The organism is Amycolatopsis anabasis (genome assembly GCF_009765355.1).
Lineage (GTDB): Bacteria > Actinomycetota > Actinomycetes > Mycobacteriales > Pseudonocardiaceae > Amycolatopsis > Amycolatopsis anabasis.
In genome coordinates this window covers 32,602-47,572 of sequence record NZ_VTHK01000023.1, presented here as the reverse complement: position 1 = coordinate 47,572, position 14,971 = coordinate 32,602, and the positions used below count along the sequence as shown (strand labels likewise).

Here is a 14,971-nt window from a genome sequence, read left to right as displayed (position 1 = left end):
ACTCAGCTCCTCCGTTGCACCGTTTCGATGTCGATGTGCTGCTCGTATTCCTTGCCGTCCACAGTGAACTCCAGGTCGATGTCGACCGACATCCGGTCGACCGGCGCCCGGTTGACCGGAATCCAGCTGTCCACACCGGACCCTTGGTACGGGGCCAGCGCGGGCGGGACGTATCCGGTGAAGTCCGGATGCCGCACCTGGGACACCACCTGCTGCCCCGCGGCGCCGGCGACCGGCGGCGGCGACTGTGGCGCGGTCACCGGAGACCCCCCGACTGCGGCGTTTCCGGCGGCGCCACCCGACCTGTCCCCGGATTTGTCGCCGCCGCCGAAGAGCTTCTCGATCTCGGCGATGATCGTGGCGAGCTGGTTGACCTGATTGGCCAGATCGACCACGCCGAGCGCCTTGAGCAACGCGCCGATCGCCTGGATGAAGGCACGCAGCGACGCGCTGGTCGCGGTGGACAGCGCGACCGCGGCGCCGTAGGTCCACGGATTCGACATCAGCGAGGCGACCGTCGGGTTCACCGCGGAGACCACCGCGCGGTACGCCTCCTGCGCGGCCTTGACCAGCGTGCCCGAGATGCCCAGCAGCTCCGCGCCCTTGCGCACCACCTCGATGATCTTGTTCAGCGAAGCGATCGAATCGGCGATCTTCTTCAGCGCCGATTCCGACGCCTCGCCCGACCAGACCTTCTCCAGCTGCTCGGCGGCCTTGACGAATTCGGTCATCAGGTTCGTGAATTCGGTCGCCTTCTTCAGCAGTTCGGTGACATGCTTGAAGATCTGCTCCGGGGAACCGGTGACGATCTGCGGCAGGATGGTGATCGGGCCGCCGGACGACGCCGTGGCGTCCATCGCGCTGGAGTTGGGATAGATCACGCTCGGACCTCTTTCACGTCGTTTCGTCTGACCGTCACGAGAAGGCGGGCCGGTACACGCTCACCCGGGCGAGCCCGTGGCCACCGGTGTCGAGCAGGCCGTGGTTGTACAGGTGCCCGTTGTTCGCGGCGACACCGATGATCGGCTCGCCACCGGACGGGAACGGCTCGACCACCACCACGTCGCCGTCGTGCACGCCGCCGGGCACGTCACCCAGATCGCGTGCCGTTCCCGAGTAGACCGCCACCACGCCCACCCGCGCCTGGTTGTCGGCGTCGCCGCCGAGCCAGTCGTTGAAATCGGCGACATCGCGGAACCGGCTGCCGGAAACCGGATGCTCGGCGAGTTCGCCGAGCCCGATGTCTGCCATGTACCGCAGGACATTCCCGACCGATCCCGGTTCCCCGCCGGCGCCCGCGCTGTCGTTGACGGCATGACCGGCGAGCGCGCCGGCGTGCGGGCTGCCCCAGATCGCCGAGGCGGGCGTGGCCGGTTCGCCGCGCCCGCCGTAGCCCTCGGCGACCGATTCGTCGGCCGCCTGGTAGGCGTCCGCGCTGCGCTTCACCAGGTCGTTGACCTGTTGCAGCAGGGACAGCAAGTTGCGCAGCGCGGTCACCTGCTGGCTCTGCAGCGCGCCGTTCGCCGCGGCGACCGCGCTGCCGAAGGCCGCGAAGGACGACGGGGCGAGGATCATGCGCTCCAGGTCGGCGACCGCGCTGACGCCCTGCATGATGATTCCGCCGACGTTGCCGACGCCGGCGCGCATCGCCTCGGGCTGTGCCCGGTACTCGCCCGTGCCGCCCATGGCGCGCTCCCTCCATCACCTGGCCGTGCGGTCCCCTGCCTGCCGAAACAGCGTAAGTTCGCGCGGTTCGGCGGACGGACGGCAAAAGTACCCACCGCGGCGATGACAGAAGTGGCCAAAATGATCGGCACGCCTACCCACACGTACCAGCGGAAAGCCACGGTTTATCCCGATGCAACTGTCCCGTGACCGCCTGCCCGCGCTCGAGCAGCCGAGCGAGATCGTGCTGCAGTCCCCGCCGATGCTGCCCAAGGGCGGTTCCGGCGGGTTCATGCAACTCATGCTGTTCCTGCCGATGATGCTCGGCATGGGCGCCATGTCGTTCGTCTACATCGGACGCGACGGCGGGGTGATGACCTGGGTCTTCGGCGCGCTGTTCGTCACCGCCATGGGCGGCATGGTGGTCATGTCGCTGAGCCGGGGCGGCGCGCAGAAGAAGGCCCAGATCAACGAGGAGCGCCGGGACTACCAGCGCTACCTGACCGGGCTGCGCGGCCAGGTGCGCGACATCGCCGACCACCAGCGGTCGGCGATGATCTCCCTGCAGCCCGAGCCCGCCGATCTGTGGGCCTACGTGGGGGCAGGCCGGTTCTGGGACCGTCGCCGGGCCGATCCGCAGTTCGCGCAGGTGCGCGTGGGCACCGGGCCGCAGCGGCTGATGACCCCGCTCAAGGCGCCGCAGACCGTTCCGCTCGAGGACCTCGACCCGGTGTCCTCGACCAGCCTCCGCCATTTCATCCGCACCTACGCGGTGGTGGACGACCTGCCGGTGGCCATCTCGTTGCGCTCGTTCGCCACGGTCTCGCTCACCGGCGCCCGCCGGGACCAGCTCGACCTGGTCCGGGCGGTGCTCGCCCAGCTCGCCACGTTCCACTCCCCCGCCGATCTGCGCATCGCGCTGTGCGTGGCGGCCGACCGGCTGCCGGACTGGGAATGGGCGAAATGGCTGCCGCACGCGACCGCGGCGAGCGCGACCGACGCCGTCGGCCCGCGGCGCCTGGCCGCCCCGGACGCGGCGACGCTCGCCGGGCTGCTCGGCCCGGATCTCGGCGAGCGGCCCGCGTTCACCCGGTCCCCGGCCACCGAGTACCCGCACCTGGTGGTCGTGGCGGACGGCGGCCGGACCCACGGCGAGCCGCGGCTGATCGGCGGGCGGCACGGCGTCACGGTGCTCGAACTCGGCGGGGACCGACCGGCCGGTGTACCGGACGAGCGGACGCTGTGCCTGCACGCGGCGCGTGACCAGCTGGGCATGCTGGTCGGCGCCGGAGCCGAGCAGCGGCTCGGGTTCGTCGGCGTCCCGGACTCCCTCGACCCGGGTGCGGCGGAGGCGATCGGCCGCCTGCTGACCCCGCTCTACCAGGGCACGACCGTGGTCGGCGAAACCCCGATGTCGGCGACCTTCGGGCTGGCCGGGCTGCTCGGCCTCGGCGATCCGCGCGACATCGACACCGAGGTCACCTGGGCGCCGCGCGCGCCGCGGGACCGGCTGCGCATCCCGCTCGGCGTGAACCCGGAAGGGCGGCCGGTCGAACTGGACCTCAAGGAGTCCGCCGAGGGCGGGATGGGGCCGCACGGGCTGGTCATCGGCGCGACCGGTTCGGGCAAGAGCGAACTGCTGCGCACCCTGGTCACCGGGCTCGCGGTCACGCATTCTTCGGAAACCCTGAACCTGGCGCTGATCGACTTCAAGGGCGGCGCGACCTTCGCCGGGATGACCGAACTGCCGCACACCTGCGCGGTGATCACGAACCTCTCCGACGACCTCGCGCTGGTCGACCGGATGGCCGACGCGATCAACGGCGAACTGCTCCGGCGCCAGGAACTGCTGCGGGCGGCCGGGAACTACGCGTCGGTGCGGGATTACGAGCGGGCCCGCGAGGGCGGCGCCGACCTGCGGCCGCTGCCGTCACTGCTGGTCATCATCGACGAGTTCAGCGAACTGCTGTCGTCCCGGCCGGAGTTCATCGACCTGTTCGTCACGATCGGGCGGCTCGGCCGGAGCCTGGGCATCCACCTGCTGCTGGCCTCGCAACGGCTGGAGGAGGGCCGGTTGCGCGGGCTGGATTCCCACCTGTCGTACCGAATCGGGCTGCGGACCTTCTCGGCCTCGGAAAGCCGCGCGGTGCTCGGCGTCGCGGACGCCTACCAGTTGCCGTCGGTGCCCGGTTCGGCCTACCTGAAATCCGACACCGACACGCTGATCCGGCTCAAGGCCGCCTACGTCTCCGGCGAACTGCCGCCGCGCAGCCACGCCCGGGCGGCGAGCGCGCCGGATTTCGGCGTGCTGCCGTTCTCGCTGGCCCCGGTCGAGGCGCCGCGCCGGATCGAACGCGCCGAACCCGAACCGTCCACAACGGACAACACCGGGGAGACGATCATGGGGGCGATGCTCTCCCGGCTGGCCGGCCGCGGCCCGGCCGCGCACCAGATCTGGCTGCCACCGCTGGCCGAACCGCCCACCCTGGACCAGCTCCTGCCGCCCCTGGGCGAGGATCCCGAACGCGGCCTCTGCCCGCTCGGCTGGGGCGGCAACGGGAAGCTCACCATTCCGGTCGCGCTGGTGGACAAACCGTTCGAGCAGCGGCGCGACCTGCTGTGGGCGGACTTCTCCGGGGCCGGTGGGCACGCGCTCGTCGTCGGCGCCCCGCAGAGCGGGAAGAGCACGCTGCTGCGCACGATCGCGGGCATGTTCGCGCTCACCCACACCCCGGCGGAAGTCCAGCTGTTCGTGCTGGACCTGGGCGGTGGCGCGCTCGCGCCGCTGGCCGGGCTGCCGCACACTTCCGGGTACGCCACCCGCCGGGACGCGCAACGCTGCCGCCGGGTCGTCGCCGAGCTGACCACGTTGCTGGAGCAGCGCGAGGAGTTCTTCGCCGCACACGGGATCGAATCGATGGCGGTGTTCCGCGGGCGGCGGGCCGAGTTCACCGAAAGCACCGAGGGCCGCGAGTTCGGGGACGTGTTCCTGATCGTGGACAACTGGACGACCATCCGCCAGGAGTACGAGAAACTCGAGGAGCAGATCACCGCGCTCGCCGCGCGCGGGCTCGGGTTCGGCATCCACGTGATCGTCTCGGTGAACCAGTGGATGGGGGTGCGCTCGCAGTTGCGGGACGCGATCGGCACCCGCTTCGAACTGCGGCTGGGCGATCCGGCGGATTCGCTGATCGACCGCAAGATCGCGCAGAACGTCCCGGCCGAGGCACCGGGACGCGGACTGACCGCGGAGAAACTGCACTTCCTGGCCGCGCTGCCGCGGATCGACGGCGACCAGCGGGCGGCCACGATCGGCGCCGGTGGGGCCGATCTCGTGGAACGGGTTTCCCAGGCGTGGCAAGGAGATCGGGCACCGCGGGTGCGGTTGCTGCCCGCGGAGGTGCCGCTGGACTCGCTGCCCCCGGCCCCGGCCCGCCGGGTCACGCTCGGCATCGCCGAAGCCGATCTCCAGCCCGTGCACCTCGACTTCGCCGCCGATCCGCACTTCCTGGCCTTCGGGGACGTCGAATCCGGTAAGAGCGCGCTGTTGCGGGCCGTCGCGCACGGGATCGTGCACGCCTACCCCGCCGACGAGGCCGCGATCATCGTGGCCGACTACCGGCGCGGCCTGCTCGACGCGGTCGGCGGGCGCCACCTGCTCGGCTACGCGGGTTCGGAGAACGTCCTCACCGGACTGATCGCCGAATGCGAGCAGGCGATGCGGCTGCGGCTGCCGGGGCCGGACGTGACTCCCGAACAGCTGCGCACCCGGTCGTGGTGGCAGGGCCCGGAGTTGTTCGTGCTCGTCGACGACTACGAACTGGTCGCGGCCGTCGGCCGGAACCCGCTGCTGCCGCTGCTGGAATTCCTGCCGCAGGCGCGGGACATCGGCCTGCACCTGATCGTCGCGCGCGGCAGCGGCGGCGCGGGCCGGGCCCTGTTCGAACCGGTTCTGCAGCGGTTGCGCGAACTCGGCTCGCCCGGGGTCATCCTGTCCGGCGCGAAGGACGAGGGACCGCTGCTCGGGGACGTCAAACCCGGGCCGCAACCGCCGGGACGCGGCACCCTGGTCAGCCGCCGCCACGGGACCGGCCTGGTCCAGATCGCCTGGACCAAACCGTCCACTTAGGTCACGGCCACCTTGCGGTCCGCCTCGGCGAGCAGGGTGAACGGGTGGTCGTAGAGCTGCCCGAGCACCCCGGTGCACGCGGCGATGGCCTGCACGTCCGGGCCGAACCGGGTCACCGTCACGAGGTCGGTGCCGGGCAGGGTGGTCGCCGCGGCGAAACCGCCGAGCAGCTCGTCGAGCTGGCCCGGCGCGTCGGTGATGGCCTGGCCGCCGAGCACGATCAGGTCCGGGTTGAGGACGTCCCGCAGGGTCGCGACCGCCCGGCCGATCGTCGCCGCCCGTTCGGCGAGCACGGCCGACGCGGCCGGAACGCCCGTCTCCGCGGCCGCCGCGAGCAGGCGGATGTCCGGGCTCGCGATGGCGCCCGCGGCGACGGCCCGGCGCAGCACGGTCTCCTCCGCGACGGTCACCTCCAGGCAGCCGGTCCGGCCGCACGGGCACGGCTCGTCCCCGCCCACGGGCAGGTGGGCGATGGTGCCCGCGCCGCCGCCGGGTCCGCGGTGCAACCGGCCGTCGACCGCGAACGCGGCCCCCACGACCTGCCGGGCGTAGAAGTACAGCATGCTGCCCGCTTGCTGCTTCGCCCCGAACAGCAGTTCCGCGGTCGCCATCGCGGGCACGTGCCCGTCCAGTTGCACCGGCAGGCCCAGCGCGCGTTCCAGCAACGCCCGCGCGGCCACCCGGCGCCACCCGAGCCGATCGTGGTCGAGCAACCCGCGCGCGCTGTCCACCTGGCCGCCGGTGGCCAGGCCGACGCCGACGATCCGCCGGTTCGGCCACCGGCGCAGGAACGCGCGCACCTTGCCCGCGACGCAGGCCAGCGCGTCCTCCGCCACCCCGTCCGGGGTCGGGATCTTCTCGCTGCCCAGCAACCGGCCGCGCAGATCGGTCAGCCCGTAGGTGGTCGTGCTGACGCCCACGTGGATCCCGCAGGCGGCCACCACGCCGTCGTTGATGTCGACCGGCACCCGCGGGCGGCCGATCGCGCCCGAATGCACCAGACCGGGCAGTTCGCACACCAGCTCGGCCTCGGTGAGCACCGCGACCTGGCGGCTCACCGTGGGCATGCTCAGGGAGGTCAGCTCGGCGATGGCCGCACGGGACAACGGCCCTTCCCGCCGGACCGCGGCCAGCACCGCCGCAGCGTTCGACTCCCGGACGTTGTTCACCCCCACCTCCCGCTCGCCCAGCAGAATCCGCCGGGCCCGGCACGGGTGTCAAAGGCGTCCGCGATCCGGGACGGGGCCGGCCATCGGACACGCTTCGCAGGATTCCGGACATCGGCATCCCGGACCGGCCCGCGCCCCGCGATGCTGGCGGGCATGACAACGCCACCGCACCAGGCGTCCAACTCGTTCGTCATCCAGGACGTCCGCATCTTCGACGGAACCCGCGTGACCGGTACCGGTTCGGTACTGGTGGTCGACGGCCGGATCGCCGAAATCGGCCGGGTCACCGCGCCGCCGGGCACTCCGGAATACGACGGCCGCGGCAAGACCGTGCTGCCCGGTCTGATCGACGGGCACACGCATTCCCCGTGGGGCAAGCCCGACGCCGACCGCCGCGACGCGTTGCGCCTGGGCGTCACCACCGAACTGGACATGCAAGGCGACCCCGAGCTGATCGCCGGGGCCAAGCGGCAACGCGAGTCGCTGGAGCGCACCGACCAGGCGGACCTGTGGTCGGCCGGGATCGGCATCACCGTCCCCGGCGGGGCGCCGCCCGAGTACCCGAACCTGCCGAATCCGCCGAAACTGGACGCCGGTGCGGACCCCGGCCGGTTCGTCGCCGACCGGATCGGCGAAGGCTCCGACTACCTCAAGATCTTCTTCGAAGACGGCAGCGTCTTCGGGCAGCCGATGCCCACGCTCACCCCCGGCCAGCTCCACGCGATCGTCGCGGCCGCGCACCGGCACGGGCGGATGGCCATCGCGCACGTCACCGAACTCGAGCACGCCCGGACCGCGGTGGAAGCCGGGATCGACGGCCTGGCCCACATGCTCCTCACCACGGCCGACGAGACGTTCGTCGAGGCGATCCGGAAGAGCGGGGCCTTCGTCACCACGACCCTGTCGAGCTTCGACCGCGGGCTCGGCGCCGACGAACTGCTGGCTGACCCGCGGGTGCTGCCGTACCTGTCGGCCGAGCAGTTCGATGCCTTGAAATACCGGGATTCCCCCGGCGACTCCGGCTGGCTCCGGGTGGGATCGCGGAACGTGGCCCGGCTGCACGCCGCCGGTGTGCCGATCTTCGCCGGTTCCGACGCCGGTGTCGGCGCCGGTTCGCAGGGCGCGCACGGCGCCACCCTGCTGGCCGAACTCACTCATCTGGTCCGCGCGGGGCTGACCCCGGCGCAGGCGCTGACCGCGGCCACCGCCGCACCGGCCCGCCGGTACCGGCTCACCGACCGGGGCCGCGTCGCCCCCGGGCTCCGCGCCGATCTCCTCCTGGTCGAGGGAAACCCGGCCGAGGACATCACCGCCGTGCGCGAGATCGCGGTGATCTGGAAGAACGGGTATCCCATCGACCGGAGGGTGGGCACCTGATGCCGGAAGTCGAACTGTCCACGGGAACCGTGGAATACCAGGACACTGGCGGGACCGGGCCGGTGCTGGTGCTGGTCCACGGGGTGCTGATGAACGGCACGCTGTGGCGGGACGTGGTGCGCGAACTGCGCACCGACCACCGGTGCGTGGTGCCGACCTTGCCGCTGGGCGGGCACAGACTGGCGACGCGGCCGGGGGCCGAGCTGACCCTGACCTCGGTGGCGCGGCTGCTCGGGGAACTGCTCGCGGTGCTCGATCTCCGCGCGGTCACCCTGGTCGGCAACGACACCGGTGGCGCGCTGGCGCAGATTCTCGTCGCGGAGAACCCCGATCGGATCGGTCGCCTGGTGCTGGCTTCCTGCGAGGCGTTCGACAACTTCCCGCCCGGACTGCCCGGCCGCGTGTCGGTGCTGGCGGCGCGGGTCCCCGGCGGTTTGTGGTTCGCGGCCCAGCAACTGCGGCTGGCGCCGCTGCGGCGCCTGCCGGTGACGTTCGGCTGGATGGCCAAGCGGCCGATCCCGGACGAGATCCTGACCGACTGGATCCGGGGCATGCGCGGCGATCCCGCGATCCGGCGCGATTTCCGGCGGTTCGTCCGCGGCGGCGAACCGCGCCGCGAGTTGCGGGAGGCCACCGGGAAACTACCGGCCTTCGGCGGTCCAGCCCTGGTCGTCTGGGCCGCCGAGGACAAGGTGATGCCGCCCGGCCACGGCCGGCGGCTGGCCGAACTCCTCCCCGCCGGCCGGCTGGTGGAGATTCCGGACAGCTACACCCTGCTGCCGCTCGACCAGCCGGAAAGACTCGCGTCGGAACTGCGCTGTTTCGTCAGCGCCCGACCGTGACGCACCACCGCCGCGCCCCCGGCCAGGGTCAGGACCGCCACCGCCGCTAGCGCCAGCAGGGTCTCACCGCCCGGATGCACCACCGATTCGCCGCGCAACGCCTGCCAGGTCAGCACCAGGAGCAGTCCCAGATAACCGGCCCCGGCGATCCGGATGAGGCCGCGCCGCACGAACGGCGACCGCAGCGACGGGAACCGGCGGGACAGCGCGGTGAGCGCGATCAGCAGCAGGGGCAGCAGTTGCAACGCGTGCAGCCCGATGAAGTGCGGTACGCGCAGGTCACCGCCCTCGGTGCTCCAGCCGAGAAGCGGCAGGCCCGGTCCGCCGTCCGTCGCGCCGACCGAATGCGCGCCCAGGATGTCCGAATGCCCGGTCGCCTGCTTGAGCCGTTGCTGCTCCGGCGTGGGGTTGAACATGAAGATCGCCACCAGCAGCCCGGTGATCGTCAGCCCCAGCCCGGCCCGCACGGCCGAAGCCTGCGGCCCGTTCGGAAGCCGTTGGAAACACAGGATCCCGGCGACCACGATCATCGCGAGCAGGGTCGCGTACGCCCCGGTGGCGAGCAGGTTGTGAATCATCCGATCGGATTCGTCGGCGAGGTTGAAATGCAGGCGGCGCCCGCGCCCGATCATCTGGACGACCATGAGCACCATGTCCAGCCCCATCCCGGCCGCGACCACCGCGCCCATCCACCAGCCGGCCCGCCGCCCCTTCGGCAGCAGGGAGAGCAGCCAGGCCAGGGTCACCGCGTAGATCGCGATGGAAATGGTGAACTTGAACGTCTTCAGCCAGATCGGTTGGTTCGCCAGCGTACGGTCGTCGAAGATCAGACCGCCCGCGGCGACCAGGCACAGCCCCGCCATCGCGGCGGCGAGGATCAGCAGTGGACCGTTCAGCCGGGTTCTCGGCTTTTCCTTGCGCAGCATGGCTAAAGCCTGGTGGTGAACGCGACCGGGGGCACGGCGGCCAGCCCCCGAATCGGGGGTAGGGACACCCCCCGCGTGGGTAATAGTGCCGCCAATACGACCGGCAGTTGTGCCGTTTGACCACCCGACCGTATTTCCTAGCGTATGGCTCACCGTGAGTGGCGGGACAACCCCGGCACTGACCGAGATTTCCGGCGAGTTGAGAGGAGGTGGCCCGCCCGTGAGCAGTGCCGGTTACCAGAGTGATGCCGCTGCGATGTCGCGCGCGGTCCAGGGGTTCGAGGAAACCGCGTCGAACGCCAAGACGACCATGGCCAGTTTGGAGACCGAGCTGACCGAAACGCTGCGCAACTACAAGGGAGACCAGGCGATCGCGTTCTGGGATCTGCAGCGCAGGCTCCAGGAGAAGATGGCGCTGGCCGTCAAGGAACTGGACACCATGTCCACCCTGGTCAACCAGAGCTTCCACAACTACGGCAGCGGCGACGCCGACGTTTCCCAGCAGCTGCGCGGTGTTTCGAACATCGCCTCGGACGCCGGTGGTGCGGTCCTCGGCCGCCTTTCGGGCGCGCACTGACCAATCCAGAGAGGAGACTCCACCATGGCTGACGTCGTCGAAGTCAATTTCGCCGCGCTGCAGCACAGTTCCGCGTCGCTGGCCGCCAAGGCCAAGGCGCTGACCCAGCAACTGGAACAGCTGCAGAGCAACCTGCAGCCGATCAAGGCCACCTGGTACGCCTCGGGCAGCTCCGCCGGCCAGGCCGCCGAGGCGTCCGAGACCCGGCTGCGGGCCGCGACCGCCGAAATCGTGGGCATCATCGCCCAGTTCGGGGGGAAGGTCAGCGAGGCGCACGACCTGCAGCACGCCCTGGAGAACAAGAACACCAGCTACTTCGCGGTCTGATCACCGCGATCCACCGTCGGTTGACCGGTGCGGGGTCACCCCGCCCGCACCGGTCAACCGGCCTTTGCCATGAACGCGCCCGTCCACCGAGGAACCGGGGGGTTCGATGTACGACCAGTCCTATTACGTTCATCTGCAATCGTTGACCGATTTCGTGCGGGAGCTGGAAACCCAGCTGCACGGCATGGCGAAACCCAATGATTTCCTGCGGACCCTCGTCACCGAGTCGATGCCGCTCGGTGAGTTCGGCGAGGCGAAATCCTTGTCCGCGGCCCACTTCGAGGCCGTGACGGAAATGCAGGGCCTGCTGGACCAGGTCAAGGGTGCGCTCACGTTCGCGCAGGACGTCACCACGACCGTCGCCGACGGGTACGAGCACGCCGACCGGACCGTCGCCGACGCGCTGCGGAACTCCGCTACCGAGGAAGGCCCCTGGGGATGACCACGAACTTCGCCGCGTACAGCCACCAGCAGCTGTACGCCATGCTGCAGGCGGGAGATTCGGCGTCCGCCCGGAGCGCGGCCGGGAAATGGGAGTCGACCGGGATCGGGTTGTTCGAGCAGGCCGAGAACCTGGCCACCGAGCTGACCGACTTCCACGGCAGCTGGACCGGGGGCGCCGCGGACAAGTACGCCACGATGATGACCGATCTGATCGGCGGCATCCGCAAGGTCGCGCAGACCGCGAACGCGATGCGGGACCTCATCGAGGACGCGGCCGACGCGCTGGACAAGGCGAAGGCGCAGATGCCGCCGCCGGTCGACGTCCCGGAGGTGGCGCCCGGTGATCTCGCGCTGGCCGCGAATCCGCCGCTGCTGCCGCCGGACGCGTCCCAGGAAACGGTGCTGAACGCCGCGCGGGCGCGTGCCGCGGCCCTCGCGAACGTCGAAGCGCAGCAGCAGGCGGCGAACGCGGCGAGTGCCGCGCACAGCAAGGCGATCGTGGTGATGACGAACCTGGCCGGGGAGTACACGAGCGCCGAGGAATCGATCCCGGCCTCGCCGAACGCCGCCGAGGTCCCGAACGCGGGCGGCGGCACCGGTGGCGGTGGCGCGCCCGGCAGCGGTCTCGTGGGTCCCGCGCCGGGGAGCCCGTCGGTGGCGCCCGGTGAACCGCGCCCGGCGCCCGGCCCCGGCGGGGGCGGCGTTCCCGGCGGCGCGGCCCCTTCGGCGCCGAAGAGCAGCCCGTTGTTCGGGGACATGTTCACCGCCGGGCTCGCGGCGGCGTCGGCGGCGGCGTTCGGCCGGTTCGGGCTGGTGATGCCGAAGGTTCCGTCGTGGGCCGGTGGGAAGAAGCCCGCGGACAAGGACAAGGGCAAGGAGCAGGGCACGGCCGGTTCGCCCGCGCCCGCCACGGGTGACCTTGGTGGTCTCGGTGGTGGCGCCGGGGTCGGCGGCGGTATCGACACCGGGGCGATCGGCGGTGCCGTGGGTGGTGCGGGCGTGCCCGGTGGGGCCGAGCCCGCCGCCCATTCCGGGCTGGCCGGGGCGCCCGGTGGCGGGAACCCGTTGAGCGGCCTGGCGGGCGGCGCGGCGGGAGCCGCCGGTGCGGCCGCGGCGAAATCGGCGATGCCGATGATGCCGTTCATGCCGATGGGCATGGGCGGCGGCGATCTCGGTTCGGGCCGGCGCATTCCGCCGTGGCTGGTGGAAACCGAGGACGTGTGGGGCGAATCGTCGGTCGTGGCGCCGACGGTCATCGGTGAGGAGCCGGAAACGCGTTAACCGGTTTTCTTATGGGGGGATCAATGGCGACCATCGAACTCGGGATGCTGGCGACGGAACTGCACAATGTGGTGGACGAGGTCGCGTCCATGTTCGGCGGGGCGAGCAGCGCGACCGTGGACGGCGACCTCGACTGCCCTCCCGGCGACTCGGGACGGCTGATCCGCTGGCAGTACGGGGTGCGACTCGACGCGCCGGAGGGGGCGCGCGAGAACCTCGCCTACACCGTGCTGCCGTCGATGTGGAAAATGGGCTGGCAGTCGAAGGATCGCGGGAACGAGCGGGAATTCGTGGTCCAGTTCTTCCGGGACGGCGCCCAGGTGAACGTCCACGTCGCCCGAACCGGCGGCGACGTCGCCATCATCGGCTCCACCCGCTGCGTCCCCACCGACCCCTGATCCGCCCCCGCGAATTACACATCGAATCTCGGGTGGTGTTCGGAGGTACCCAATGCGGCGTTGGGTACCTTCAACGTCCCCAATGCCGCATTGGTGTCGTCGCGGTACCCGCACGCGCACCGAAGGTCGCATTCATGCTCGCCTTCCCGCTGAGGTTCTCTCAGTGTGTGGCCGGTCGCGTGTGTTCCCCGTTTCGGTAGCCCGAGTTCCGTTCCAGGAGTAGGCGGGCGTCAAATGCGGCCTTCGGCGCGTCCCGCGCACCCAATGCGGCATTCGGCGCCGCGATTCCCCCGCCCAAATTCACCCATCCGGGTATCGAACTGGTGTTCGAAACGATGTAGGGTCGGTCTTGCTGGCGGCATCGGCACATCCATCACAGCGAAGGGAGGCACCCATGGATCGTGGACTCAACGCGCCACCAGGCGAACGGCGGCGGGTCGGCTGAGCTGGCAGACTTCGAGGCGTGAGTGATCGCCCGTACGTCCTGCTCTCCGCGGCCGTCTCGTTGGACGGTTACCTCGACGACGCGAGCGACGATCGGCTGCTGCTGTCGAACGACGAGGACTTCGATCGGGTCGACGAAGTTCGGGCCGGGGTGGACGCCATCCTGGTCGGGGCGAACACGGTTCGGGTGGACAACCCCCGGCTGGCGGTGCGGTCGGCCGAGCGGCGGCAAGGGCGCGTGGACAAGGGGCTTCCCGAGTCGCCGGTGAAGGTCACCCTCAGCCGGAACGGCGAGCTGGATCCGGCGGCGCGGTTCTTCACCGAGGGCAACGGCGACAAACTGGTGTATGTCCCGAGTGGAGCGGTCGCGGCGGTGACCGGGCGGCTCGGGGGCCGGGCGGTCGTGGTTGACGGCGGTGAGCCGTTCGACCTGGCCGGGGTGCTCGCGGATCTGGCGGGGCGCGGAGTGCGGCGGCTGCTGGTCGAAGGGGGCGGGGCGGTGCACACGCTCTTCCTCACCGAAGATCTGGTGGACGAGGTGCACCTCGTCATCGCGCCGTTCTTCGTCGGGGATGCGGCGGCGCCGCGGTTCGTCCAACCCGGACGGTTCGTGAACGGCCCGGGGCGGCCGCTGACGCTGGCGGAGACCCGGCGGATGGGAGACGTGGTCCTGTTGCGGTACCTGACGGGGGCGAGGGCATGACCGAGGCAAGTGCGCGAGACCTGGTGCGGTTGCGGGAAGCCATCGACCTCGCCGAGAAATGCCCGCCGTCTGCCACCTTCCGGGTCGGCGCCGTGGTCACCGACGGCGAAGACCGGGTGCTGGCGACGGGGTACTCCGGCGAAACCGATCCGCACGACCACGCCGAGGAAGCCGCGCTGGCGAAACTCCGGCCGGACGACCCCCGGCTGGCCGGGGCGACGATCTACAGCTCGCTCGAACCGTGCAGCAGCAGGGCGTCCCGTCCGGTCACCTGCACCCGGCACATCCTGAACACCGCCATCCCGCGAGTGGTGTTCGCGTGGCGGGAACCGGCGCTGTTCGTCGACTGCGTGGGCGCGGAACTGCTGCGGGACGCCGGGCGGGAAGTCATCGAGGTGCCGGAGCTGGCCCACCTGGTCCGGCAGACCAACGCGCACCTCCCCGGCGTCGGCGAGGATCAGGCACCCGAGGCGGAGTCGTGAGTGCTCAGGGCGGTGAGAACCGCCGCTAGCCGCCGGCGGATGGAGATCGGCCCGTGGTCGCGGCCTTCGTCGTCGAGTTCCTTACGGGCCCGCAGGCGACTTCGGCGACGAACTCAGGATCCATCGACAACCCTGCTCCGCTCAGCACCGCATGATCACCGCAACAGCACTGGGCACCACGCCGACAGGCCGGTCAGTGTCCGTGAG

The 14,971-nt window shown here is 71.0% G+C and carries 12 protein-coding genes and 1 pseudogene; 9 read left to right on the top strand and 4 right to left on the bottom strand.

Annotated features, from left to right (window positions below; all coding sequences use genetic code 11):
* Window positions 1-2: 2 nt before the first annotated feature.
* Both FXO23_RS27620 and FXO23_RS27615 read right to left on the bottom strand, forming a co-directional pair.
* On the bottom strand, window positions 3-857 hold the full coding sequence (locus FXO23_RS27620; RefSeq protein ID WP_158888449.1) for a WXG100 family type VII secretion target: 855 nt from the start codon (window positions 855-857) through the stop codon (window positions 3-5).
* Window positions 858-915: 58 nt separating this feature from the next.
* A complete protein-coding gene (locus FXO23_RS27615) occupies window positions 916-1,686 on the bottom strand; it encodes a WXG100 family type VII secretion target (RefSeq protein ID WP_158888373.1) in 771 nt (256 codons plus the stop codon).
* A gap of 172 nt (window positions 1,687-1,858) precedes the next feature.
* Here FXO23_RS27615 and eccCa point away from each other — a divergent pair, with 172 nt between their 5' ends.
* A complete protein-coding gene (gene eccCa, locus FXO23_RS27610) occupies window positions 1,859-5,794 on the top strand; it encodes a type VII secretion protein EccCa (protein ID WP_158888372.1) in 3,936 nt (1,311 codons plus the stop codon).
* On the opposite strand, the gene FXO23_RS27605 is transcribed toward eccCa, so the two are convergent.
* Window positions 5,791-6,963 carry an ROK family transcriptional regulator gene (locus FXO23_RS27605; protein ID WP_246257904.1) on the bottom strand — a complete coding sequence of 391 codons (1,173 nt, stop codon included), beginning with the start codon at window positions 6,961-6,963 and terminating at the stop codon, window positions 5,791-5,793. The two genes, eccCa and FXO23_RS27605, sit on opposite strands and share 4 nt — an antisense overlap.
* 153 nt (window positions 6,964-7,116) lie before the next feature.
* Here FXO23_RS27605 and FXO23_RS27600 point away from each other — a divergent pair, with 153 nt between their 5' ends.
* Both FXO23_RS27600 and FXO23_RS27595 read left to right on the top strand, forming a co-directional pair.
* Window positions 7,117-8,340 carry an amidohydrolase family protein gene (locus FXO23_RS27600; RefSeq protein ID WP_246257897.1) on the top strand — a complete coding sequence of 408 codons (1,224 nt, stop codon included), beginning with the start codon at window positions 7,117-7,119 and terminating at the stop codon, window positions 8,338-8,340.
* Window positions 8,340-9,182: an alpha/beta fold hydrolase gene (locus FXO23_RS27595; protein ID WP_158888370.1), complete on the top strand. Its 843-nt coding sequence runs from the start codon at window positions 8,340-8,342 to the stop codon at window positions 9,180-9,182. Before FXO23_RS27600 ends, FXO23_RS27595 begins: the two co-directional genes overlap by 1 nt.
* Here FXO23_RS27595 and FXO23_RS27590 read toward each other — a convergent pair.
* Window positions 9,107-10,108, bottom strand: coding sequence for a hypothetical protein (locus tag FXO23_RS27590; RefSeq protein WP_158888369.1), 1,002 nt, complete (start codon window positions 10,106-10,108; stop codon window positions 9,107-9,109). The two genes, FXO23_RS27595 and FXO23_RS27590, sit on opposite strands and share 76 nt — an antisense overlap.
* A 220-nt stretch (window positions 10,109-10,328) precedes the next feature.
* On the opposite strand from FXO23_RS27590, the gene FXO23_RS27585 reads away from it, so the two are divergent.
* The 6 genes and pseudogenes from FXO23_RS27585 to FXO23_RS52710 all read left to right on the top strand — a co-directional run bounded on the left by FXO23_RS27585 (window position 10,329) and on the right by FXO23_RS52710 (window position 14,764).
* Window positions 10,329-10,685 carry a WXG100 family type VII secretion target gene (locus tag FXO23_RS27585; RefSeq protein ID WP_246257895.1) on the top strand — a complete coding sequence of 119 codons (357 nt, stop codon included), beginning with the start codon at window positions 10,329-10,331 and terminating at the stop codon, window positions 10,683-10,685.
* Window positions 10,686-10,709: 24 nt separating this feature from the next.
* A complete protein-coding gene (locus FXO23_RS27580; protein ID WP_158888368.1) occupies window positions 10,710-11,012 on the top strand; it encodes a hypothetical protein in 303 nt (100 codons plus the stop codon).
* A 142-nt stretch (window positions 11,013-11,154) separates the two neighbouring features.
* Window positions 11,155-11,454: a hypothetical protein gene (locus FXO23_RS27575; protein ID WP_425484912.1), complete on the top strand. Its 300-nt coding sequence runs from the start codon at window positions 11,155-11,157 to the stop codon at window positions 11,452-11,454.
* The gene (locus tag FXO23_RS27570) at window positions 11,451-12,737 is read left to right on the top strand and encodes a WXG100 family type VII secretion target (protein WP_158888366.1); all 1,287 of its coding nucleotides are present in this window, start codon (window positions 11,451-11,453) and stop codon (window positions 12,735-12,737) included. Before FXO23_RS27575 ends, FXO23_RS27570 begins: the two co-directional genes overlap by 4 nt.
* Window positions 12,738-12,760: 23 nt before the next feature.
* Entirely contained in the window at window positions 12,761-13,135 is a 375-nt protein-coding gene (locus tag FXO23_RS27565; protein ID WP_158888365.1) for a hypothetical protein, read from the top strand.
* 463 nt (window positions 13,136-13,598) lie between these two features.
* Window positions 13,599-14,764 (top strand): annotated as a pseudogene (locus FXO23_RS52710) (dihydrofolate reductase family protein).
* Window positions 14,765-14,971 lie beyond the last annotated feature (207 nt).

Excerpts from the sequence above, each read along its gene's own strand:
- FXO23_RS27570 (WP_158888366.1), top strand. The coding sequence starts at position 11,451 with ATGACCACGAACTTCGCCGCGTACAGCCACCAGCAGCTGTACGCCATG.
- FXO23_RS27565 (WP_158888365.1), top strand. The coding sequence starts at position 12,761 with ATGGCGACCATCGAACTCGGGATGCTGGCGACGGAACTGCACAATGTG.
- FXO23_RS27590 (WP_158888369.1), bottom strand. The coding sequence starts at position 10,108 with ATGCTGCGCAAGGAAAAGCCGAGAACCCGGCTGAACGGTCCACTGCTG.
- FXO23_RS27595 (WP_158888370.1), top strand. The coding sequence starts at position 8,340 with ATGCCGGAAGTCGAACTGTCCACGGGAACCGTGGAATACCAGGACACT.
- FXO23_RS27615 (WP_158888373.1), bottom strand. The coding sequence starts at position 1,686 with ATGGGCGGCACGGGCGAGTACCGGGCACAGCCCGAGGCGATGCGCGCC.
- eccCa (WP_158888372.1), top strand. The coding sequence starts at position 1,859 with ATGCAACTGTCCCGTGACCGCCTGCCCGCGCTCGAGCAGCCGAGCGAG.
- FXO23_RS27580 (WP_158888368.1), top strand. The coding sequence starts at position 10,710 with ATGGCTGACGTCGTCGAAGTCAATTTCGCCGCGCTGCAGCACAGTTCC.
- FXO23_RS27620 (WP_158888449.1), bottom strand. The coding sequence starts at position 857 with ATGGACGCCACGGCGTCGTCCGGCGGCCCGATCACCATCCTGCCGCAG.
- FXO23_RS27600 (WP_246257897.1), top strand. The coding sequence starts at position 7,117 with ATGACAACGCCACCGCACCAGGCGTCCAACTCGTTCGTCATCCAGGAC.